Origin of the sequence: Rossellomorea sp. DA94 (genome assembly GCF_029834455.1) — a bacterium.
Lineage (GTDB): Bacteria > Bacillota > Bacilli > Bacillales > Bacillaceae_B > Rossellomorea > Rossellomorea vietnamensis.
Map to the genome: position 1 here is coordinate 1,628,686 of NZ_CP122397.1, position 22,123 is coordinate 1,650,808.

Annotated in this window: 28 protein-coding genes and 1 tRNA gene; 21 read left to right on the forward strand and 8 right to left on the reverse strand. The window is 43.3% G+C overall.

The genetic code is table 11. The annotated features are described in order from the left end of the window. Positions 1 to 76: 76 nt before the first annotated feature. The gene (locus P8596_RS08545) at positions 77 to 610 is read left to right on the forward strand and encodes a CotO family spore coat protein (RefSeq protein ID WP_279726595.1); all 534 of its coding nucleotides are present in this window, start codon (positions 77 to 79) and stop codon (positions 608 to 610) included. 45 nt (positions 611 to 655) lie between these two features. Here P8596_RS08545 and P8596_RS08550 read toward each other — a convergent pair whose 3' ends face one another. Next, positions 656 to 1,150: a CotY/CotZ family spore coat protein gene (locus P8596_RS08550; protein WP_258263674.1), complete on the reverse strand. Its 495-nt coding sequence runs from the start codon at positions 1,148 to 1,150 to the stop codon at positions 656 to 658. A 134-nt stretch (positions 1,151 to 1,284) separates the two neighbouring features. Here P8596_RS08550 and P8596_RS08555 point away from each other — a divergent pair, with 134 nt between their 5' ends. From P8596_RS08555 to P8596_RS08600, 10 genes are all read left to right on the forward strand, one after another. Further along, on the forward strand, positions 1,285 to 1,641 hold the full coding sequence (locus P8596_RS08555; RefSeq protein WP_279726596.1) for a DUF1360 domain-containing protein: 357 nt from the start codon (positions 1,285 to 1,287) through the stop codon (positions 1,639 to 1,641). Positions 1,642 to 1,903: 262 nt separating this feature from the next. Continuing rightward, positions 1,904 to 2,371, forward strand: coding sequence for a sporulation protein (locus P8596_RS08560; RefSeq protein ID WP_061810845.1), 468 nt, complete (start codon positions 1,904 to 1,906; stop codon positions 2,369 to 2,371). A gap of 12 nt (positions 2,372 to 2,383) precedes the next feature. Continuing rightward, positions 2,384 to 2,854, forward strand: coding sequence for a stage V sporulation protein AC (gene spoVAC, locus P8596_RS08565; RefSeq protein ID WP_279726597.1), 471 nt, complete (start codon positions 2,384 to 2,386; stop codon positions 2,852 to 2,854). Next, complete coding sequence (gene spoVAD, locus P8596_RS08570; protein WP_258263677.1) at positions 2,854 to 3,870, forward strand: stage V sporulation protein AD; 1,017 nt, start codon at positions 2,854 to 2,856, stop codon at positions 3,868 to 3,870. The genes spoVAC and spoVAD overlap by 1 nt, the downstream gene beginning before the upstream one ends. Before the next feature lie 20 nt (positions 3,871 to 3,890). Beyond that, a complete protein-coding gene (gene spoVAE / locus P8596_RS08575) occupies positions 3,891 to 4,247 on the forward strand; it encodes a stage V sporulation protein AE (RefSeq protein WP_034763503.1) in 357 nt (118 codons plus the stop codon). 15 nt (positions 4,248 to 4,262) lie between these two features. Continuing rightward, complete coding sequence (locus P8596_RS08580; protein WP_279726598.1) at positions 4,263 to 4,955, forward strand: DUF421 domain-containing protein; 693 nt, start codon at positions 4,263 to 4,265, stop codon at positions 4,953 to 4,955. Positions 4,956 to 5,034: 79 nt separating this feature from the next. Beyond that, positions 5,035 to 5,166, forward strand: a complete 132-nt coding sequence (locus P8596_RS08585; protein WP_079534613.1) for a YjcZ family sporulation protein — start codon at positions 5,035 to 5,037, stop codon at positions 5,164 to 5,166. Positions 5,167 to 5,853: 687 nt separating this feature from the next. Then, entirely contained in the window at positions 5,854 to 6,114 is a 261-nt protein-coding gene (gene spoVIF, locus P8596_RS08590) for a sporulation-specific transcription regulator SpoVIF (RefSeq protein ID WP_034763965.1), read from the forward strand. Positions 6,115 to 6,284: 170 nt separating this feature from the next. After that, the gene (locus P8596_RS08595) at positions 6,285 to 6,557 is read left to right on the forward strand and encodes a hypothetical protein (protein WP_279726600.1); all 273 of its coding nucleotides are present in this window, start codon (positions 6,285 to 6,287) and stop codon (positions 6,555 to 6,557) included. A 26-nt stretch (positions 6,558 to 6,583) separates the two neighbouring features. After that, positions 6,584 to 7,480 carry an MBL fold metallo-hydrolase gene (locus tag P8596_RS08600; protein ID WP_279726601.1) on the forward strand — a complete coding sequence of 299 codons (897 nt, stop codon included), beginning with the start codon at positions 6,584 to 6,586 and terminating at the stop codon, positions 7,478 to 7,480. On the opposite strand, the gene P8596_RS08605 is transcribed toward P8596_RS08600, so the two are convergent. The 4 genes from P8596_RS08605 to P8596_RS08620 all read right to left on the reverse strand — a co-directional run bounded on the left by P8596_RS08605 (position 7,477) and on the right by P8596_RS08620 (position 10,096). Further along, the gene (locus tag P8596_RS08605) at positions 7,477 to 8,151 is read right to left on the reverse strand and encodes a DUF421 domain-containing protein (protein WP_034763509.1); all 675 of its coding nucleotides are present in this window, start codon (positions 8,149 to 8,151) and stop codon (positions 7,477 to 7,479) included. The two genes, P8596_RS08600 and P8596_RS08605, sit on opposite strands and share 4 nt — an antisense overlap. 116 nt (positions 8,152 to 8,267) lie before the next feature. After that, positions 8,268 to 8,690 carry a GNAT family N-acetyltransferase gene (locus P8596_RS08610; protein ID WP_279726602.1) on the reverse strand — a complete coding sequence of 141 codons (423 nt, stop codon included), beginning with the start codon at positions 8,688 to 8,690 and terminating at the stop codon, positions 8,268 to 8,270. A gap of 3 nt (positions 8,691 to 8,693) precedes the next feature. Further along, entirely contained in the window at positions 8,694 to 9,212 is a 519-nt protein-coding gene (locus P8596_RS08615; protein ID WP_034763515.1) for a YjcG family protein, read from the reverse strand. A 161-nt stretch (positions 9,213 to 9,373) separates the two neighbouring features. Further along, on the reverse strand, positions 9,374 to 10,096 hold the full coding sequence (locus P8596_RS08620; RefSeq protein WP_279726604.1) for an alpha/beta hydrolase: 723 nt from the start codon (positions 10,094 to 10,096) through the stop codon (positions 9,374 to 9,376). A 150-nt stretch (positions 10,097 to 10,246) separates the two neighbouring features. Here P8596_RS08620 and P8596_RS08625 point away from each other — a divergent pair, with 150 nt between their 5' ends. The 5 genes from P8596_RS08625 to P8596_RS08645 all read left to right on the forward strand — a co-directional run bounded on the left by P8596_RS08625 (position 10,247) and on the right by P8596_RS08645 (position 15,213). Next, positions 10,247 to 10,801, forward strand: a complete 555-nt coding sequence (locus P8596_RS08625; RefSeq protein WP_034763521.1) for a phosphatidylglycerophosphatase A family protein — start codon at positions 10,247 to 10,249, stop codon at positions 10,799 to 10,801. Positions 10,802 to 11,095: 294 nt separating this feature from the next. Beyond that, entirely contained in the window at positions 11,096 to 12,091 is a 996-nt protein-coding gene (locus tag P8596_RS08630) for a TAXI family TRAP transporter solute-binding subunit (protein WP_279726606.1), read from the forward strand. A gap of 123 nt (positions 12,092 to 12,214) precedes the next feature. Further along, positions 12,215 to 12,736 (forward strand): DUF1850 domain-containing protein, encoded by a 522-nt coding sequence (locus P8596_RS08635; RefSeq protein ID WP_034763527.1) that lies wholly within the window; start codon positions 12,215 to 12,217, stop codon positions 12,734 to 12,736. Beyond that, entirely contained in the window at positions 12,723 to 14,708 is a 1,986-nt protein-coding gene (locus P8596_RS08640) for a TRAP transporter permease (protein WP_079534623.1), read from the forward strand. The genes P8596_RS08635 and P8596_RS08640 overlap by 14 nt, the downstream gene beginning before the upstream one ends. Positions 14,709 to 15,141: 433 nt before the next feature. Beyond that, a tRNA-Val gene (locus P8596_RS08645) sits at positions 15,142 to 15,213 on the forward strand. Positions 15,214 to 15,346: 133 nt separating this feature from the next. On the opposite strand, the gene P8596_RS08650 is transcribed toward P8596_RS08645, so the two are convergent. Then, positions 15,347 to 15,520 carry a hypothetical protein gene (locus P8596_RS08650; protein ID WP_179126173.1) on the reverse strand — a complete coding sequence of 58 codons (174 nt, stop codon included), beginning with the start codon at positions 15,518 to 15,520 and terminating at the stop codon, positions 15,347 to 15,349. A 374-nt stretch (positions 15,521 to 15,894) separates the two neighbouring features. Between P8596_RS08650 and P8596_RS08655 the strand changes: the two genes are divergently transcribed. The 4 genes from P8596_RS08655 to P8596_RS08670 all read left to right on the forward strand — a co-directional run bounded on the left by P8596_RS08655 (position 15,895) and on the right by P8596_RS08670 (position 19,441). Then, positions 15,895 to 16,095 carry a cold-shock protein gene (locus tag P8596_RS08655; protein ID WP_034763533.1) on the forward strand — a complete coding sequence of 67 codons (201 nt, stop codon included), beginning with the start codon at positions 15,895 to 15,897 and terminating at the stop codon, positions 16,093 to 16,095. A gap of 182 nt (positions 16,096 to 16,277) precedes the next feature. Continuing rightward, entirely contained in the window at positions 16,278 to 17,045 is a 768-nt protein-coding gene (locus P8596_RS08660; RefSeq protein WP_224520427.1) for a 3-hydroxyacyl-CoA dehydrogenase, read from the forward strand. 81 nt (positions 17,046 to 17,126) lie between these two features. Further along, positions 17,127 to 18,272: an acyl-CoA dehydrogenase family protein gene (locus P8596_RS08665; protein ID WP_224520426.1), complete on the forward strand. Its 1,146-nt coding sequence runs from the start codon at positions 17,127 to 17,129 to the stop codon at positions 18,270 to 18,272. 14 nt (positions 18,273 to 18,286) lie between these two features. After that, entirely contained in the window at positions 18,287 to 19,441 is a 1,155-nt protein-coding gene (locus tag P8596_RS08670) for a thiolase family protein (RefSeq protein WP_254653614.1), read from the forward strand. Positions 19,442 to 19,485: 44 nt separating this feature from the next. Here the strand turns inward: P8596_RS08670 and P8596_RS08675 are convergent, their stop codons facing one another. Further along, entirely contained in the window at positions 19,486 to 20,340 is an 855-nt protein-coding gene (locus tag P8596_RS08675) for a MurR/RpiR family transcriptional regulator (protein WP_224520424.1), read from the reverse strand. A gap of 163 nt (positions 20,341 to 20,503) precedes the next feature. Here P8596_RS08675 and gndA point away from each other — a divergent pair, with 163 nt between their 5' ends. Then, positions 20,504 to 21,916 (forward strand): NADP-dependent phosphogluconate dehydrogenase, encoded by a 1,413-nt coding sequence (gene gndA, locus P8596_RS08680; protein ID WP_224520423.1) that lies wholly within the window; start codon positions 20,504 to 20,506, stop codon positions 21,914 to 21,916. Between the two features lie 39 nt (positions 21,917 to 21,955). Here the strand turns inward: gndA and P8596_RS08685 are convergent, their stop codons facing one another. Beyond that, positions 21,956 to 22,117: a hypothetical protein gene (locus P8596_RS08685; RefSeq protein ID WP_167562134.1), complete on the reverse strand. Its 162-nt coding sequence runs from the start codon at positions 22,115 to 22,117 to the stop codon at positions 21,956 to 21,958. Positions 22,118 to 22,123: the final 6 nt, after the last annotated feature.

The following is a 22,123-nucleotide window of genomic DNA, read 5'->3' on the forward strand; positions in this document are numbered from 1 at the left end:
TATATTCCATAAACATGAAACCCCTGGGCGCTTTTTGCATACATATAAAAGTGGAGATCAATTAGGAGGTGTCTCAGTGAGAAAAGAGAAAAAAGCGGGGAGAGAACCCCTGCTGTATATAAACCAGCCGAGATTAGAAGAAGTGAAAGGCAATATGCAAGTTACTTACCGATCAGTCAAGAAACCCAAGGCAAAGGAAGAGATTGATAAAAGTAAAAGGATATCAGACTCTGAAACACCATTAAGCCAAGGTGTACAAGAAGGTAAATATGTTGATGAGCAATTATTTTTGGATCAGGGGGAGCACAACAAGGAAGAACCAAATGTCCAACCGGCCCCTCCGCTTCCAGAACGGAAAACGGCCACTTCTGCGTTCAGGAAATTAAAGCCATTCCGTGAATTGACCATAGAAGAGAAATTAGACTACATTTCTGCAAGCATTTCCGGTAAGGTACCTTTTCCTTGTGAATTTTCAAATGGTGTTTTGGCAGTGAAAGGCGTCATCCTTGAGGATTCCGGAAATGAAATAACCGTTAAAAGCTTTCAAGGGGAAGAAGTAAAAATGAGGAAGAATGAATTGCAATCCATCAAGATGATCGGCCTCCAATAAAAAAAAGAGCCAGGCGGGATTTCCGGCTGGCTTATTTCATCTGACTTAGTTTATTTCGTCGCATTCCAAGAATACGTGTACATCTTTGATACATTGAATCGCACAGAAGCAATCCAGGTCGACTGTGATACATTCACCGGTAAATACCCAGTCAGTGTTATTGCCCATAGTGTCCATATCAGAACCGGATCCTGACCTTGACCCAGAACCAGAAGCTTCAGCATAGTCAGGCTTTAACACTTGAAGAGTGGCACAGCAGTTATCAAAAACTTCCTTTACCCGGAAAAATGGTGATTTCCAAGGGCATCCTTTGATGTGCGCTTTAAACGTCTCACCGTTTTTTAGATATAATTTGAAGATACGAGTGTTCAACCGATTGGAAGGGCTCACCAATGAACCTAGTGGCTCAAGGAAACAATCATTTTTACAATCGTTACACTCCTGATTTGCTTCGTCTTGGATATCTTTAATAGCACGGACGGCTTGACATACGCAACCACGATCTTTTGAACTATTGTCTTTATCTCTTCCGCAACCCATATAGAAGTTCCTCCTTAAAATGAATTTCATTTACATTACTAACATATTGTCTTGTAGGCAATTAGGTAACGGACATCTGCCCTCTTTTGTAAATTTGGGCTTGTATAATTTGTGAATTGAAGGGAGTCTTTCCATTGCAAGTTACTTTTATTGAACTGATTGCACTTGGCTTAGCCATATTTCGTTTGACCCATCTCATTGTCTTCGATAAGATCACTGAGTTCTTACGAGCTCCATTTTTCGATGAGTATGTTGAAGTGGAAGAGAATGGGGAAGAGGCAATTTATCTTTCTCCCAAAAAAGGTGGTTTGAAGGGGTTTATCGGAGAGTTATTGTCCTGTTATTGGTGTACGGGTATATGGGTATCAGGCTTTCTTTATGGAGGCTATTGCTTTTTTTCATTGTACTTCACTCCACTCATCACCCTATTGGCCGTTGCGGGAATCGCTGCCATCCTGGAAGCTGCGGTACAAAGTTGGAAAACAGACTGAAGCTATAGGTAATTAGTGGAAACAAGCTCGGGTTTCTTCACATATACTAAATAGGGAATCAGGATAAAGGAGGAAATAAAAAGTGAAGAAACCCTCTACAAATACACAGAAACAAGGAAACTCATCCACTAAGAAAAAAGGGTGCGGCTGTGGGTCAAAAGTGAAAAAAAGCTAAGACTGCTCAAATTGGGCAGTCTTTTTTTAATAAAAAACGACTTTATGAAAAAAATAAAGGTGAGTACAAACAAAAGAGGGATCTGTCATGAATAAAAAAAGGATCATCATTCCACTTTCATTATGCGTTTTGATTGGATGTGCGAATAAGGAAGATGGAAGCGATAGTAAGATTGCACTTATGAAGAAAACCAATCCGCCTCCCATTGAATTAGTGGACAATCCAGAGACTGACAGTTACGGTCACGCCATCAAAAGGGAAATCTCCAAAATGAAGGAGCTTTATGATGTCGCTGTCATCCAGGGAAAGAAAGAAACGCTCGTTGTTTACAAGGTGAAGCACTTGCACAGATTCAAAATGAAAAAGATCGAAAAGAAAATGGACCGCTATTTGGAAGATAAATATCCAAAGGAAGATTTCATATTATCCAGTGACTATAAAATCTTTCTCGAAACCATCCGCTTAAAAGAAAGACTGAAAAATGGGTCAATCTCAAAAAAGGATGCCGAAAAAAGATTCCAGGATATCGTGAAGCTGCAAAAAGAGAAAACGTAGGAGGAATGTTTCGTGGCAAAAACACAAAAAACCCCCGAACAAAAGAAGTACGAGCAGTTAGAAAAACAATATGAAACGAAGCGGCCCCTACTGAAAAATGTCGTGAAAGCATTCTTTGTGGGAGGCTTCATCTGTTTGATCGGACAGGCGGTAACGTATATGTACATCTATTATTTCAACTTCACTGAGCAGACTGCAGGGAACCCTACGGTTGCGACGATGGTCTTTTTCGCCATGCTCCTGACCGGCTTTGGGGTGTATGACCACATTGGCCAATTTGCTGGGGCAGGAAGTGCCGTCCCTGTCACAGGCTTCGGGAACGCCGTGATTTCTGCCGCCATTGAGCACAGAACAGAAGGACTCGTCCTCGGTGTTGGAGGGAATATCTTTAAACTGGCAGGATCTGTCATTGTCTTCGGGGTATTCTCAGCCTTTATAGTGGCATTAATCAAGACCATTCTAATCCAGCTGGGGGTGATCTGATGCTGCAAGGGACACGTTCGTGGGTATTTCCTGGCAATCCGGCCATCCTTTCAACCGGTGTCGTCGGTGGGCCTTTTGAGAAAAAAGGAAACCTCACAGCCGACTTCGATCAATTTTACGATGATGTATGGATGGGGCAGGAAACATACGAGAAAGCCAACCGGACACTCATTGAAGACGCCGTTCAAATTGCTCTCGAAAAGCAATCTCTGCAAAAAAGCGATATCCAATTTTTTTTGACTGGTGATCTGATCAATCAAATCACCCCTTCAAGTTTTGCAGCAAGAACCAGTGGAATTCCTTATTTCGGTTTGTTCGGGGCGTGCTCGACATCTATGGAAGGTCTCGCGCTTTCAGCGTTTTTAGTGAATTATCACGGAGCCCGTCATGTGGTTACGGGAGCTTCCAGCCACAACTCTGCTACGGAGAAACAATTCCGCTACCCCACTGAATATGGTGGCCAGAAACCCCCTACGGCCCAATGGACGGTTACGGGTGCCGGATATGCTGTAGTTGGAGATGGGACATCGGTCACCATGCCGACTCCGAGAGTGACATCCGCAACGATCGGGAAAGTTGTGGATATGGGGTTGAAGGATCCATTTAATATGGGTGGGGCCATGGCCCCGGCAGCTGTTGATACGATTGTTGGTCATTTTCAGGATCTGGGAAGGGACCCTTCCTACTATGATCTCATTATTACAGGCGATCTTGCCACAATTGGAAGGCAGACGGCTGTTGAAATGTTGAAACAAAAAGGCTACGCGATCCCTGATGGGTTATTTCAAGATTGCGGGATGCTGATATATGGTGAAAGTCAGCCGGTTCAATCAGGAGCAAGTGGGCCGGGGTGTTCAGCCACCGTACTTTACGGTCATTTATTGAATGAGATGAAAAAAGGAACGTACAAACGCATCTTGGTCATTGCGACAGGAGCATTGTTGTCACCCCTGACATTTCAACAAGGAGAGTCTATTCCTTGTATCGCCCATGCGGTGTCGATTGAATTTATGTAGATCTGAAAGGAGGAAACCAAGTGTTAGCGATGTTTTTTTGGGCCTTTACAATAGGTGGAATCATCTGTGTGATCGGTCAATTATTGTTTGATGTGGCGAAACTGACCCCGGCGCACACATTAAGTCTGCTGGTAGTCTCGGGAGCCATCCTTTCAGGCTTCGGATTATATGAGCCCCTTATCGATTTTGCCGGGGCGGGAGCGACCATTCCCATCACGAGCTTTGGGAACGCACTCGTCAATGGGGCGATGCAGGAAGCCGGGGAACACGGATTGGTGGGAGTTCTTACGGGTATGTTCGAAGTCACAAGTTCCGGGATCTCATCCGCCATAATCTTCGGATTTATTGGTGCGCTCCTGTTCAAACCAAAGGGATGATAGAGGTGAAAACAGATGCCTGAATACTTACAGGTGGCACTAAGAAGTATATTTATCCTGCTTTCCCTTTTTGCGATCACCAAATTGTTGGGGAAGAAACAGCTGTCGAAATTATCGTTCTTCGAATACATCACAGGGATTACAGTCGGGAGCATTGCAGGGACACTTTCAATGGATTTGAACCTGCCCTTGAGTGAAGGGCTGATGAGTATCCTATTATGGTTTGCATTTCCCCTCCTGTTTTCTTTCCTGTCCCTGAAGAGCATTCGCTTTAGGAGATTTGCTGAAGGCAAGCCTACGGTATTCATAAAGGATGGAAATATCGATGAAAAAGCGTTGAAGAAGGAGAAGTATTCCGTTGATGAAATGCTTGAACAATTACGGAAAAAGGATGTGTTCCGCGTTGCAGATGTGGAATTCGCATCCCTTGACACGAACGGTGATCTAAGTGTTTTGTTGAAGAAAGAAAAACAACCCCTTGTCCGAGAAGATGTATTTGCGATATCACAAAAATCCACCCCTCCCCAAGCCGTGATCACAGATGGGAAAATCGATCAAAAAGCCTTGGCTGAAGTGGGTTTTCCCTTGCCATGGTTGGTTCGGGAGCTGTCTAGACGGAAACTGAGGGTGGAGTCCGTCTTTCTGGCACAATTGGATTCTGAAGGCAACTTGACCTTCGACCTGTTCGATTGGACAAACACACAATAAAATATCCAAAAGCCCATACGTTCTCCTCTCTTAGTACATATGTTATAAGAGACTAGAGGTAAAAGAGAGGTGAAATTTTATGTATGGATATGGATACGGTGGCTGTGGTTATGGTGCCGGCTGTGGATATGGCGGGGGGTATGGCTCAACGTTTGTATTGATCGTTGTGCTTTTCATTCTCTTGATTATCGTTGGAGCAAGTTTCTGTTAGAAAGGGGTACAAAAGGCAGAATCCTCATTGGAGAGATTTTGTCTTTTTGTTTTGTTTTTATATATTTCTTTTTTTCTAAAGAGTGACGTTACAGTTGATTTCCGCTGCAGGTGCTCGCTTTCCGCGGGGCGTGAGTTGAGCCTCCTCGGGCTTTGCCCTGCGGGGTCTCAACTTTCCCGCAATTCCCGCAGGAGTCGAGCACCTTCCGCTCCAATCAACTTAAAGCATAATGTTTAAAACATGATTAATATAAACACCTTTTCTTGAAGAACTAGGAGCTGCCTATCTTATACAGAAGTAGAAGGGTAGAGCTTGAATTCTGTAGTAGAAGTCATGTTTATAAAATTGGTTTTGTTCCTCCATCTTGGGCTCTGTCACTCTAATCCTGTTGATGGCGAGGGGAACCGCGGAGACTCCTGCGGAAAACGGGCGTGCCGAGACCCCGGAAGCGAGAGCTGAGGAGGCTCGGCCGTACGTCCGCGGAAAGCGTAGCGGTTCCCCTTGCCATCCAACCGTACACTCATAGACAGAGCCTGAGCAGACGATATGTCTGTAAAACAGTAACCCTTGCTTAAAGGGATTTTGTTTTAAGGATGCTACATCCAATTTTCAATTATTTTGGTATTCAATTCACGCTCCTGGGTTTTTTACATATGATGCTTATAGTTAAAAGGAGGCGTGATGGAAATGAATAATAACTTTTTTAAGAATTTAGAGAAGAAGACAGGCGTTAACATGAACGAAGTGTTAGAGCTTGCAAACTCTTTACAAAATGCAAACTTTAAAGATGAAGCAACGGTTAGAAGCGTCATCAAACGTGTATCTAAAATCGCCAATAAACCTGTAAATAAGGAAATGGAAGATAAAATTGTCCAATCGATCGTGAACGATGGGAAGCAATTAGACTTTGGAACCATCTCCAACATGTTAAACAAGGGGAAAAAATAAAAGAAGACATTAAAAATCAAGGAGAATGGACATAAAAAAACGTGAAGCCACGTATTTTATGTTAATTCTTCTTTCTTTTTTATAGGAAGTATTAAAGAGACAGGAAGGTATGCGTGAGTGCGTTTTTAACAATCTGAAATTGGGTAAATAAAACCAAGGAGGTCATAAAAATGGGATATATTGCGCCGATTCCTCACTATCAATACAAACAGTATCAGGAAAGAGAAATCAAGGTTGATCAACACCACTTCAGCTTTTTCCCCGTACAACGGATTAAACCACTGAAAAATAAATCACAAGCTCACCCAGAAGGAGCAGGAGATCATGTTCCGCATTCCATTCAAGTAAAGGTTCCATACGAGAAAATGAGTAGATCAGCCATCCCCTCCACTTTATTAGCACAGCTCACAGGAAAAGGAAAACACTTTAACGAATATGTGTAGTGAACCGATTCTATGGGGGTATTTAATTGAAACTACAGAAATTCACAGAACATTGCTTTGCATTTACAGGTGCGGTTACGATTGGTTATTGTGTAAAAGATGGGAAGGGGCTATTAATCGATTGCGGATTGGATGATTCGGCTGTTAAGAAGGTGAAGAGGATATTGGACGGGGAGGGACTTCCCCTAGATTATTGCGTGATCACCCATGCCCACGCCGATCATTTTGGCGGTGCCCGCTATCTTAAGAGTAAGTATGCTATTCCATTGTTTGCCCTGAAATTTGAAAAAGCGATCATTGAGAATTCCATTTTAGAACCTATCTATTTGTTCAATGGGGCTGTTCCTATAAAGGAATTAAGGAATAAATTTCTTGAGGGACAGGCAGTCGAGGTAGATGGAGAACTAGTAACGGGAGAAAACATCATTGGTCCGTTTACCTTCGACGTCATTGATTTACCAGGGCATTCGCATAGTCAGGCAGGTCTTCTGGTTGATGGTATTTTATATGCAGCGGACAGTTATTTTGGAAGTGAGACGTTAAAAAAGCATGTGATCCCCTTTATTGTGGATGCAGACCTTACACTGGAATCGTTAAAAAAACTCCTTCACATAGCCTGTAAAGGAGCAATCCCGGGTCATGGCCGATTCGAAGAAGATATTACTCAAACAGTAAAGGAAAATATCGAACTTCATGAAGAACGAATGGACTCCCTTTTAAATGTGGTAAATACAAGTCCTAACGGAATGACAATCGATCATATCGTGAGGGAATACTTGGACCTACATACAATCACCGTCTCGAATGTGGGGCAGTGGCTGCTATTCAGAACATCGGTCACAGCCTACCTCACAAGTCTTGAACGGAAGAAACTTCTATCCTTTTTGATTCAAAACAATGAGCTGATCATTAAACCCCGTTAATATCCTTGTACCAACAAGGTTTTTCCATCTTCCCATTCTGCGTAAAGCACGTCTTTGGAGGAGTGGAAGCCTTGTTTTTTTATTTCACTCAATAGCCAAGTATCTTCTTGTCCGGCAAGGGTCAAGTTATCATAGACAATTTCACCATCTACAATAAAGGCAAGAGGGAGGGTGGCTGCCTTGATGGGGAGTTGAAGATCCTGTCGCTGTACCATATCATATAGCGGCTTTCGGATGACGCTCAACGTCCCGTCTGATTCAAGAAGGGCATATTCACATTCTCTTACAGAAAATACATCCTTTGCCCGGAGTAAATGCTGAAGCTGATTCAAATCCAGATGATTCTTTTTGAGTTCATCATAATTAATTTGACCTTTATTGATGATTAACGAAGGCGTCCCCTCAAGCATATGCCGGAAACGCCTTGATTTTTGAGTGAAGTATTCAGTAATGAAGATCAGGCTTCCCCAAATCGAAATGGCGGCGAGAATTTGGAAGACGGTCGTTTTCCCGTCATAAAGGGAGTTTCCGACGAGCTCACCAAGAATTAAAGCGGAAATGAAATCAAAGGCTGATATTTGCGTGATTTGTGTTTTTCCTAAGACTTTAGTCAGAATGAGTAGAGCAAAATATCCGACGATCAATTCAATGGCAATGGACTTGATTTCCATAATGATCCCCCTTTCCATACCTTTCCCCATTATCGCCGGGAAGGGTGGTGAATATACGAAGGGACAAACAAAAAAGAACAGAGAATCCAGACCTGAAACTGGACTCTCTGTTCTATTCAAATGGTTTTTTTCATTGTTTTATGAGGAATGCCGGCATCGAGGAATTCCTCGGACGTAACCTGATATCCTAATCCTTCGTAAAAAGGGATGGCATATGTTTGGGCATTTAATTTCAATTGTGCTAATGGCTGCCTCTTCGCATACTCTTCAATGGCGAGCATCATTGTACGCCCGGCCCCTTTTCCCCTGATGGATTTAAGGACGCAGATCCTTTCCACTTTCCCAACTCCGTCAAGAATGCGAAACCGTCCGGCCCCGACTGCCTTGTTCTGGTCATAGAGAACGAAATGCGTGGAGTCGTTTTCATACTCATCGATCTCTTCTTCCAGGGGAACCTGCTGTTCCTCTACAAAGACCGTCTTTCGAATATGGAATACCTCTTGAATCTGATCCTCTGTCTTGGCAACTTCGACGTTCACCGTTTACTGTTCCTTCCCTAATCGGAAAGTTTCGTACACGGTCCAGGAGCCGTTCTCTAACTGATAAAGCAAGTGGAAGCGGTCGATGATCTCCTCATGGTCGATGCCCAGCATGCTCAATGATCCGAAAATATCCGAATGTTCATCATTCGAAAGCTTTTGGGCAATGGTGATGTGAGGAACGAAAGCGAATTCCGGCTCGTCACCCATGAAGTTTTGATTATGCATGTCATCGTGCAACCCTTGAAGTTCAGGCTTTGACTCGACCTTGAAATAAATCACATTGTTTACAGGTTGGAAGGAACTTACTTTGTACACCTTTAAATTAAATGGATCGTATTTTTTTGAAATCACGGAAAGCTTTCCTGCGATATCTTTAATTTGATCGTCATCTGCACTAAAGACATTTTTCAATGTCAAATGTGGCGGAACCAATGCGTAATGAGGATCATAGCGTTTCCTATAAGAGTTCGCGATATCTTGTAGCTTTTTCGATGGGAAAATGACTATACCATAATTCATTTTCTTCAATCCTCCTCTATTTAACTAACATTGTCATATGTATAGTATAGCAAATTTTTCAAAAATTTAATATAGGGCGAACGAAAGAGCAATGGGATGATTACTGAAGCTTACGGCTGGTCTAAAGAGACAAGGGAGGGACCCCTTGCCTTTTAGGTCAGCTAAAACATTAACTTCAATGCACGTTTTAAATCAGGCTGCCAATGCTTCCAGGTGTGGTCCCCGTCGAATTCATCGTAAAAGGAACTGAATCTTTTTTGATCGAATGTTTCATGAAGCTGTCGGTTTGGTTTTAAGAAGTCCTTAACTTTTCCATCTGTCGTCTTCACTTCGGTTTCCTGCATCCCTATTATATGGTAGATGCTTAATAGATGAGGCTGTGTGAATTCTTCCACGGCATCAAGGACTTTTTCGTTGACGAAAGGAGATTGTAGGAGAACCTTGCCGAATGTGTTCGGGTATTTCAAAGCAGTCATCAACGAGACGGTTGCCCCCAATGAATCTCCGATAAGGGCACGTCCCATCCCCATATGATAAGTCGGGTAATGCTCATCTAAATAGGGGACCAGTTCATGTGCCAGAAAACGGATATACGCATCGTTTTCCTCACCGTGGGGATGATACTTCCGTCTGCGATCCTCTACATCTTTATATGGAACCCCCACTATGATCATATTTTCGATTTCCCTGTTTGAAAGCAATTCATCCGCGAGTCGCGGAATCCTCCCGAGCTGGAAGTAATCTTTGCCATCCTGTGCAATGAGCAGGGTGTATTTATAAAGGGGAGAGTAGGTTGCCGGTAAATAAACCAGCATCTTCATCTCTTCGTTTAATTCTTTACTAAAGAGGTTTAATTCGGTTACATTTCCTCTTACAGTTGTCATGACGATAGCCTCCTAGAATCATTGTTAACGGTTACAGAAAGATTGTACCATAATCTCTTTCAGAATTCCCAAAAGCGGATTGCAATACGAAAATTCAAAAGAGTGTTATAATTTTCATACAATCAGGACTGTTTAGAAAGGGGAATAACCATGAATAAACCTGTTCATTCAAGAGATGTTACCAAAGCTGCACTCCAGAAATTGAAAGATCGTGGAGTGACCATAGAAGATATAGCCGAAATCGTCTTTGAAATGCAGTATCCATATAATCATGAACTTACGATGGACGATTGCATTGATAGTGTGAAGAGAGTCTTATTAAAGAGGGAGATTCAGCATGCCATCCTTGTCGGGGTAGAGTTGGACCAGCTTGCTGAAGAGAAGAAGCTTTCTGAACCTCTTCAATCGATCGTGGAATCGGATGAGGGCTTATTTGGGGTCGACGAGACCATCGCACTGGGAGCTGCCCTTGGGTATGGAAGTATAGCCGTGACCACTTTTGGTCATCTTGACAAAAATAAGATAGGCATCATCCGTGAATTGGATACGAAAAACGGAAAGGGTGTCCATACCTTTTTAGATGATATCGTAGCAAGCATCGCTGCAAATGCATCTTCAAGGATCGCCCATAGCTTAAGGGACCGTGAAGAGAATATTTCAGAAGAAGATAAGTTGAAGTTCGAGGACGAGGAATTAATAGGCTGAAAGACAACCTGATATATAACAGAAGGGGACTGAAGAAAGAAATTCATCTTCAGTCCTTTTTGTGTGGACAAATATACGCGGAAGGTGAAAAGGAGGGTAATTCCTGTAACCGCTTTATACATTTCCTATACATTTCAAGGTTCAGGATAAAGGGAACTGTATGACATGGGAATTGTATAAAAGGGTTTTTTATGAAAAATGTTAAAAGTTTATGTATTTGATTTGACAAGATTGTTACAGACTGTGTTACAATTATTTCGTTAACGTACAAAATTTAATAGGGGGGATTAGAATATGAAAAAACGCAGTTTATTTCTAAGCACTGCACTACTTCTAGTTCTATCTGTCGTTCTTTCTGCATGTGGCGGCGGATCAGGTGGAGGTTCATCATCTGATGGTGAAGGTAACAAAGAGGTTGACTTCATTGGAATTGCTACAGGTGGAACAGGGGGTACATATTACCCGTTAGGCGGAACATTCGCAAAGATCATTGAAGATGAAACCGGAATCAAGTCTTCCGCATCCACTTCAGGTGCATCTGCTGAAAATATGGCCGCTGTGAAAGACGGCAAAACTGAAATCGCTTTTACGCAAACGGATATTGCATCTTACGCGTCTGAAGGTACAGAAATGTTCAAGGACAACAAGGTAGAGAACGCAAGAGGTATCGCGACACTTTATCCAGAAACTATCCAGATCGTTACAACGAAGGATTCAGGTATCAAATCAGTGGAAGATCTAAAAGGAAAAGTCGTTTCTGTAGGTGAAGCTGGATCTGGTACATTACTGAATGCCACTCAAATCCTTGAGGTTCATGGTATCAAGCTGGAAGACTTAGAAGCTCGTAATCTATCATTTGATGATTCAACGACAGGAATCCAGGACGGTACAATCGATGCGGCATTCATCACATCGGGTACTCCTACTGGAGCGGTTGAAGGTCTGGCTGCGACAGAAGACATTGCGATCGTACCTGTTGAATCAGGAAAAGTGAGTGAGCTGATCGAGAAGTATCCTTACTACTCAGAAGATGAAATCCCGGCTGGGACATACAGTAAAGTGGATGATGCAGTGACTACGGTTGCCGTTCGTGCCATGCTTGTGACGAACGCTGATATTTCTGAAGATGTCATCTACGATGTAACAAAGGCCATTTTCGAAAACACGGATAAAATCACCCACGCCAAAGGAAAGCTGATCAAAGCTGAAGATGGACTTAAAGGTATGGGAATTGAATTACATCCTGGTGCAAAGAAATACTTTGATGAAAAAGGAATTTCAATGGAATAGTTTCACACCAGTAGATGGACGAAGGGATAGGCCGCTTAATACGGTCTATTCTTTTGTTTTGGTTCGAGCTAATTCCAAACCTTTAGCAAAATGGACAAAAAATGGAATGGTGGGGAATTCTTGATGAAGAAATTTTCATTCATGGGTGCGATTCTCCTAATTCTTTGTGTCGGAATCATCCTTTTTATACCCTTACAAACTTTTTTAGTGATAGAACCGAGAAGTACTGCGGGGGACCCGGTCCTTTTCAGCCTTCCCGACGATCATTCATTTTCGGTTCGCTACACACACTCTATTCATCTATCAGAAGTAGAGGAATTTTACCATCAAACATCTTCCAATCAAATTCAACAAACCCAATTACTCTATGAAGATACTGCCATTGGGATGCCGGCCAATGCAGAGGGAAATGAAACCTTTGAAGTGACGAAGGAAGGCAAATATTTAATTTCTAATATGGATAAAGTGTTCCCATTCATTGATATCCGGATCGGACAGGTCGTCGCCAATCACCGTCTTGTGATGGACGGAAAGGAATATCCTTTAGCCGACTATTTTGATAAAGGCTCCGTCGTTCGGGTTCAAATAATGAAACAATCACTTTATGATCAGTGGAAAGGAGTGACTGTAGTTGGAAAAAGATAAAGAATTTGAATCATTGACTGCAGAACAACAACAAGAGTTACTTGAGAAGTATGATCCTGAATCATCGACCAGGAAATTTCATCACGGGATATTCAAATGGATCATATTCTTCGGATTATTGGCATTTTCATTATTTCAATTAGTAGCATCCATCTTTCAATTCATCCCTAGGCAATTATTGTTATCCATTCACTTAGGGTTCGCTCTTTCTTTAGTGTTCCTCTTATTCCCTGCCCGGAAGAAGAATCTGAAGAAGGATAAGATTGCCTGGTATGACGTTGTTCTTTCAGTCATCTCGATTGGGATCGGTGCTTATTGGCCGATCATGCAGGATGACATCGTCAGCCGGGTGGGATTAATGACCTCCCTTGATTTCTATGTCGGTTTCGCTGCAATGATCCTTGTACTCGAAGCAACCCGTCGTGCAGTGGGGTTACCGATTACCATCATTGCTTCTGCCTTCATCCTGTATATGTATTATGGCAGACTGATGCCTGGATTCCTTGCCCATAGAGGATATGACTGGGATGATATCGTTAAAACGATGTTCTTTACAAGTGAAGGGATCCTTGGTACGCCCTTATATGTATCAGCCACCTTCATCTTCCTGTTCTTATTGTTCGGGGCATTCCTGGTGAAAACCGGCGTCGGACAATATTTTAATGATTTGGCAGTGTCCATTGCCGGGAAACGTGTAGGAGGGCCCGCAAAGGTTGCGATCTTCTCCAGTGCCCTTCAAGGGACGATCAGTGGAAGCTCAGTAGCAAACGTCGTGACGTCGGGTTCTTTCACGATTCCTATGATGAAGAAGCTCGGGTACCGTAAAGAGTTTGCAGGAGGGGTAGAGGCTGCTGCGTCGACAGGTGGTCAGCTGATGCCTCCGATCATGGGAGCTGCCGCTTTCCTGATGGTCGAGTTTATCGGGGGGATTTCCTATTGGGATATTGCGAAAGCTGCCTCGATTCCTGCCGTCCTTTATTTTACCGGGATTTGGATCATGACTCACTTTGAAGCGAAGCGTATCGGTCTTCGTGGATTATCAGATGAAGAAATGCCCAACCGTAAAGAAGTATTCAAAAAGATTTATCTGCTGCTTCCGATACTGACTGTCATCATTCTGTTGGTAAGCGGAATGAGTGTCATGCGTGCTGCACTGTGGTCGATTGTAGCCACTATCCTCATCAGTGCCATACGTAAAGATACAAGGATCGGCTTCAAGGATGCTGTGGATGCCCTTGTTGACGGTGCCAGGACTGCCTTGTCTGTAGCCGTGGCAACTGCTGCCGCCGGTATGATCGTCGGTGTTGTAACGAAAACGGGATTAGGATTGACTCTGGCAAATGGATTGGTGGACCTGGCTGCAGATCTGACCAATACAACAGAAGGTAAGCTGATCCTTACATTGATATTTACGATGATCGCGTCGATTGTACTCGGCATGGGTTCTCCGACAACGGCGAACTATGTCATAACATCCACCATCGCTGCTCCTGCGATTATTCTATTAGGGGCACCGGAGCTTGCGGCTCATTTATTCGTGTTTTACTTCGGGATCATTGCTGATATCACGCCTCCAGTGGCGCTGGCTGCATTCGCCGCGGCCGGGGTATCGGGAGGGGAGCCGATAAGGACAGGGGTCAATTCCGCTAAATTGGCCATCGCCGCCTTTATCATCCCCTATATGTTCGTCCTGTCACCTGAACTGTTAATGATCGATACGACCATTCCTAGATTACTTTGGGTCGTCTTCACGGCCGTAACGGGGATGATGGCGATCGGGGCAGGTATGATCGGATATTGGTACCGTCGAGTGTTCGTCATAGAACGTTTCCTTTGCGTAGCAGCCGGATTATTACTGATTTATCCTGAGGGGATGTCAGACATTATTGGTCTGGTATTATTCGGTATCATGCTTGCGCTGCAATTCTTTATTAAGAGAGAAGATAAAACACCAACAAGAGCAACGGCATAACACAATAAGAGGCTGTTACCCCATTCATGGGCTAACAGCCTCTTATTGATTTTGATCAAGTCTTGATATCATTCGGTCAGAATGAAAAAGGATTGGAGAAGCGGCTAGGATGTCATGAATTCTGAAGTTGCGCACATCTCGCCTGAAATAGCAATAAGCGGTGATATAATGCTTTTCAACTCTTTTGACCAGTATTCTCCTTTTTGAACATTTCAGCTCCGAAGTCATGTATATAATTTCAATGGGACATCGATCCATCAACGATCGCTCTAATATCCTCATTATGTGGAAGCCCCTCTCAGTAGGATGTATTGACATTGTATGCGAACGAATGTTCTTTTATACATGAAATCTGGAATAGGTGAATTTCTTTAGAAAAATCCATTGACAATTCTCTTGAATTTACTATAATAGAATATGTACCTTACATCGCGACTTGTTAGCTCAGTGGGAGAGCACTTCCTTGACAGGGAAGGGGTCGTGGGTTCGAATCCCTCACAGGTCATACATAGAAAAAAGGATGCATCTTATAAGATGCATCCTTTTTTTTGGACGTTTAAAAGATTAAATTGAAAAAGGACTCTGCTGAATTCGGGTAAGAGTCCTTGTCAAAATCATATTAATAATGATAATCGTATTTAGTTCAGTTCTAACTCTTCTTCAAAATAAAATGTGCCTGGATGTTCCTTTACGATATAAGAATACCGCTTCATGTTCTTAACGTATTGCCATTTCAATATTGTCACTGTTTCTCCTGTTTCCTTGATCGTAACCATAGAACCATTACTGAACCGATTTTTTGTGGATTTCATTGGGCACTCCCTTTCATATTTACTCATTATACCACAGTTTACCCTCCATTTTAGAGTCCCATGAGTGATAAACTTGATAAAACGATCACGTTCCACCAAAAGGACCAGAAGGAAGAAGAAAGGGAAGCGCATTCATGTTAAATAGTGGAATGCACCCTCGGCAAAAAGGGTTTTAAGATGAAGGAGTTAAATTATGTCAGAGGTCTGACTTTAAAAACTTCCCTCTCAGGAACTTGCTTATTTGTTTCATTACTGTTATTCTATAGAAGAATTATTTTTGTCCGGTATACGAGGGAAGAACAAGATTTGGTTTTCACCTGATATCGCAAGAATAGTAATATATTGTGTGTAACGCACTTTAGGAGGCAACAAACATGGAAAATGGTAAAGTAAAATGGTTTAACGCAGAAAAAGGTTTCGGATTCATCGAAGTAGAAGGTGGAGACGACGTATTCGTACACTTCTCAGCGATTCAAGGTGAAGGTTTCAAATCTCTTGACGAAGGTCAAGAAGTATCTTTCGACGTTGAACAAGGTGCTCGTGGACCACAAGCAGCTAACGTACGTAAAGCATAATCTAACTTTACACATCCAAAAACAGACTCATTCGTGAGTCTGTTTTTTTATGGATTCATGCCTGTTTGGTTCGTGTGGATCTACTTATCTAATGAATAGACGGAATTTTTAAAACTTTATATCTTTTTCCTGCATCCAACGCTAAAATAAAACTATAAGCAGGCAGATTGGAGGGAATGTGAATGGAGATGAAAAATTCTGTTGCGGTGATCACGGGGGGAGCATCCGGACTGGGAGAAGCCACGGCACGAAAAATCATGGAAGAAGGGGGAAAGGTTTATATCCTTGACCTCAATGGGGAGAGAAGCTCTACGTTAAAAAAAGAGTATGGGGACTCCATGCATTATCATGAAACCGATGTAACAAATGAAAAAAGTGTAAAAGAGGCCCTTGAGAGAGCCATGGAAGATTTCGGAGGATTCAATACAGTTGTGAATTGTGCAGGTATCGCACCTCCTGGAAAAGTGGTGGGGAGAAAAGGAGTCCATTCCCTTGAGAAATTTTCCAAAGTAATTGAAGTGAATTTGATCGGTACGTTCAATGTCATTCGGTTGACTGCAGAAAAGATGATGCAAAACATACCGAATGAGCATGGGGAAAAAGGTGTGATTGTGAATACTGCGTCTGTTGCCGCATTTGACGGACAAATCGGTCAGGCTGCGTATAGTGCATCAAAAGGAGGAATTGTTGGAATGACTCTGCCGATTGCCAGGGAGCTTGCCAGGGACGGCATCAGGGTCATGACGATTGCACCAGGATTATTCCATACCCCTATGTTTGACACTCTTCCAGAAGAGGCAAGACAATCCCTTGGAAGCACGGTTCCTTTCCCTAAAAGACTTGGTTATCCATCTGAATATGCCCAGTTGGTGAAAAGCATACTCGAAAACCCGATGTTGAATGGTGAGACGATACGCCTGGACGGAGCCATCAGGCTGCAGCCTAAATAACCAGTGAGTGAATGCATGTTCATTCATTCATCAATGAAAGCGCTATCTTTTAGACGCCAATACGAAATGAGGGAGAGACGTATGAAACATCCTTATTTAACCGAAGAACACAGTATATTTCGTCTGGCTCTGAGGAAGTTTCTACAAAAGGAAGCTTATCCTTTTTATGAGGAGTGGGAGAATAATCGGATGGTTCCGAGATCTTTCTGGGAGAAGATGGGGGAGCAAGGGTTTCTTTGCCCGGACATTGAAGAGGAATATGGGGGAAGCGGGGTCGATTGGGGCTTTTCGGTCATCATTAATGAAGAATTGGAAAGAGTGGGTTCCGGTTTGATTGGAATAGGGCTTCATAATGATATCGTCGTTCCTTATATCTCAGAGTACGGGACAATACAACAGAAAAAGAAGTGGCTTCCTTTATGTGCGAGTGGAAAGATGATCACAGCCATTGCCATGACAGAGCCGGGGACAGGTTCTGATTTAGCCGCCATCAAAACGACAGCTGAGTCAGACGGGGACCATTATATTGTGAACGGGCAAAAGACTTTTATCACAAATGGTATTCATGGAGATCTGGTGATTGTTGCGGTTAAAACGGATCTCCACAGTAAACCGCCTTATAAAGGTGTCAGCCTGTTGGCGATTGAAAGGGATACTCCAGGGTTTTCCAGGGGGCGGAAGCTTGATAAGATCGGATTACACTGTCAGGATACAGCCGAACTCATTTTTGAAGATTGTAAGGTACCGAAAGAAAACCTGATCGGAGAGGAAGGCAGTGGCTTTCACTATTTGATGAATAAGCTGCAACAGGAACGGCTTATTGTGGCGATCGCAGCCCAAACGGCTTCGGAAGAAATGTTTTCCCTTACGATGGAATACGTGAAGAGCCGTCAAGCCTTTGGAAGGCCCGTCAGTCAATTTCAGAATACCCAATTCAAGTTGGCAGAAATGGCCACTGATATTGAAATGGGCAGAGCTTTTTTGGATGGGTTGATAGCCGAGCATATGCATGGAAAGGACGTAGTGACAAAGGTATCCATGGCCAAGTATAAGCTGACAGAAATGGCCCGTCACATTGCCACAGAATGCATGCAGCTTCACGGTGGATATGGCTATATGGAAGAATATCCGATCGCCAGACGATATCGGGATATACCGGTTGCAAGCATTTATGCCGGTACAAATGAAATCATGAAAGTGATCATTGCGAAGAATCTGGGGTTATAGAAAGGGAGAGTGGGATGAGAGAAGTTGTCATTGTTGAAGGGATCCGTTCTGCGGTTGGAAGAAGAAAGGGATCGTTGATGGGGATGAGACCTGACGATTTGGCAGGAGAGATACTTAAAGGATTGGTAGAGAAGTCGGGTGTTGATCCGGGTTGTATCGACGATGTCATTCTTGGATGTGTCACTCAGTCTGGAGAACAGGCAGGAGATATTGCCAGGGTGGCTGCCCTAATAGCGGATTTTCCGATTGAAGTGCCCGGCACAACCATTGACCGTCAATGTGGATCGAGTCAGCAGGCCGTGCATTTTGCATCACAAGCCATCCTCTCCGGGGATATGGATGTCGTCATTGCAGGTGGGGTGGAGAACATGACCAGAACGCCGATCGGATCTAATTATCAAGGTGCAGATTTTAGTGAAAAGTTAACGGGAAAACATGAAATCATTCATCAGGGGTTATCAGCTGAACGAATTGCTGAAAAATATGGTTTTACCCGTAAAGAATTAGACCGGTTCTCCTATGATAGTCATCAGAAAGCTTTAAAGTCCCAGGAAGAAGGACGCTTCGATCGTGAAATTTATGGTGTGAAAGTACAAGGGGAAGACGGAAATCCATTCTTATTCACAAAAGATGAAGGACCAAGAAAAGAAACGTCACTCGAAATACTTGGGAAATTAAAACCTGCATTCAAAGAAGATGGCGTCATTCATGCTGGGAATGCCAGTCAAATCAGTGATGGCGCTGCAGCCCTTCTTCTTATGTCGAGGGAAAAAGCCGACGAATTGGGATTGAAAGCACGTTTTAAGATTCATACCCGTGTAGTGGTGGGATCTGATCCGACCCTGATGTTAACGGGGCCCATCCCTGCAACCAGGAAAGCCCTGCAAAAAGCGGGGCTGTCTGTCGAAGATATCGACATATTTGAAGTGAACGAAGCATTTGCCCCAGTAGCACTTGCATGGTTGAAGGAGATCGATGCGGATCCATCCAAGTTAAATCCGAACGGAGGGGCAATCGCCCTCGGCCATCCATTAGGGGCCAGTGGAGCAAGAATCATGGTGAGCATGATGCATGAGCTTGAACGCACGGGAGGAAGATACGGACTGCAAACCATGTGTGAAGGACACGGTATGGCCAATGCCACAATCATCGAGAGATTGGAAGTATAATCATTGAGAGGGACGGACCTTTAAAGGTCCGTCCCTCTCAATGATTATACTTTTTTAATGGAAATGGCATCGCGTATTTTTTGCAGGGAGGTTTTGGATAGGTCCTTCCGTTTTTTCATGATGTTCACATAAAGGGCATCTACAATGCTCAGCTGACTGATTCTTGACGCAAGGGCTTCCCCGCGGTATTCAGTTTCCTGTGAGACGGTGAATAACGGAATATCGATCCTGCTGCTCAAGGGAGACTTAGCAAAATGAGTGATGCCGATCGTGGTGACATGATTTTTCTTCGCAACCTCCAGCACTTCCAATAGATCTTTATTGGCCCCTGAATGGGAAATAAACACAATCACATCTTCTTCTGTCAGTTGAGAAGCGGATATCAGCTGCATGTGGGAGTCATTATAAGCGTTAGTGGTCATCCCGGTTCGGAGAAACTTATGATGGGCATCCATGGCAATGAATCCTGAACCGCCTGTACCATAAAATTCGATCCTCCTTGCACAAATCATCGCTTCAACGGCTTGCCGGAACGTGTCTTCTTTCATGATGCGCAATGAGTCTTCAAGGCTCCTCATATTGGACCGGAACACCTTCTGGGCGATGACCCCTTCAGTATCCTCTTCCTGGATGGTTTCATGGATATCCTTGATCGGTGCCACAAGATCAGAAGCCAGTGAAATCTTCATCGCCTGGTAGCCTTTGAAGCCTAATCGTTTGCAGAAGCGGAAGACGGTGGCATCTGCAATTCCGAGATCTTCTGCCACGCCACTGATGGTTGAATGGATAATTTTTTCAGGATTAGCAATAATAAAATCAGCAATCATCTTTTCTTTTTCACTGAACTGAGAGTAATGGGACCGGATTCGTGGAAAACAATGTTGAGCCTGCTCATCCATGATGGTAGAATACCTCCTATAAGACTTCTGTGAAAATAATTTTAACCTATTTTACGAAATAAAAAAATATTATTTCATAAAAATCCACCACGGAAATTTATTTCGTATTATAATAATAACGGTGAAGTAATCTATATAATCGTACTTGAAAGGAATGATCGTAATGACAAAACAACAAATAGGAGTAGTCGGCGTCGGAGTGATGGGAAAGAGCCTAGCCTTAAACTTTGAAAGCAGGGGCTATTCAGTTTCTATATATGATGTGTCGGATGAAAAGGTAAAAGAAGTACTGGACGAGCATCAAGGAAAGAAATTGGTTGGAACACATGATGTAAGTGAATTTGTTCAATCACTGGAAGTACCGCGTAAAATTCTCATCATGGTACCTGCCGGGAATATTACGGACAAAGCGATCGATTCATTGCTTCCTCATCTGGATAAAGGGGATATCCTCATTGACGGTGGGAACACCTACTTTGAAGATACCATCCGGCGTAATAAGGCCCTGGATGAGAAGGGAATCAACTTCATTGGTGCAGGAGTTTCCGGCGGAGAAGAGGGTGCGTTATACGGACCTGCCATTATGCCAAGCGGCCAGAAAGAAGCGTACGATTTAGTCGAGCCTTTCCTCACAGCCATCGCTGCAAAGGTAAAAGGAGATGCATGCAGTACATATATCGGCCCGGACGGATCCGGCCATTACGTGAAAATGGTTCATAACGGAATAGAATACAGTGATATGCAACTCATTTGTGAAGCGTATTACTTAATGAAGAATGTACTGGGGTTAAGTGCAACAGAACTTCATGAAATATTCAAAGAATGGAACGCCGGGGAGCTTGACAGCTATCTGATTGAAATTACAGCCGATATCTTCACGAAAGTGGATGAAGAAACAGGCAAGCCCCTTGTAGATGTCATTTTAGATACTGCCGGTCAAAAAGGGACAGGAAAATGGACGAGCATCAGTTCCCTTGAATTAGGAGTGCCGTTATCCATCATCACTGAATCCGTATTTGCCCGTTTTATTTCAGCCATGAAGGAAGAGCGTGTGAAGGCGAGCAAGATCCTGAGAGGACCTAAAAATAAAGAGTTTACAGGTAATAAACAGGAATTTATCGAAATGATCCGCAAGGCGTTGTACTTGAGCAAGATCTGTTCTTATGCACAAGGATTCGCACAGCTTCAATCGGCTTCGGATGAGTACAAGTGGGATCTTAAACCGGGTGAAATTTCCATGATCTTCAGAGGCGGTTGCATCATCCGTGCCGGCTTCCTGGGAGAAATCAAGAATGCCTATGATCGTGATCCCGGCTTAACGAATCTGCTCCTTGATCCATATTTTAAAGAGATTGTTGAAAATTATCAGGATGAAGCAAGGGAAGTAGTGGCAACAGCCATCAAGCTGGGCATTCCTGTACCGGGTCTCGCCAGTGCATTAGCTTACTATGACAGCTATCGTTCTGAGTCACTGCCGGCGAATCTGCTGCAAGCACAACGGGACTATTTCGGAGCCCATACGTATCAGCGTATAGACAAAGAAGGTACTTTCCATACAGATTGGTTAGCTGAATAATATAGAACCGCCCTGTGGGTCATCCACAGGGCGGTTTATTTATTCGTCTTTGGTATCGTGTTTTTTCTTTTCGTCACGCTGGTCCTTTTTTAGTTCGTCGATAGGGATGGGATCGACATTTTGTTCACTTTCATGCTGATCAAGGATACTTTCCTGATCCTGCTCGGCATTTTCCGGATTTTGATTCGTTCTTTTGGTCATGATGTA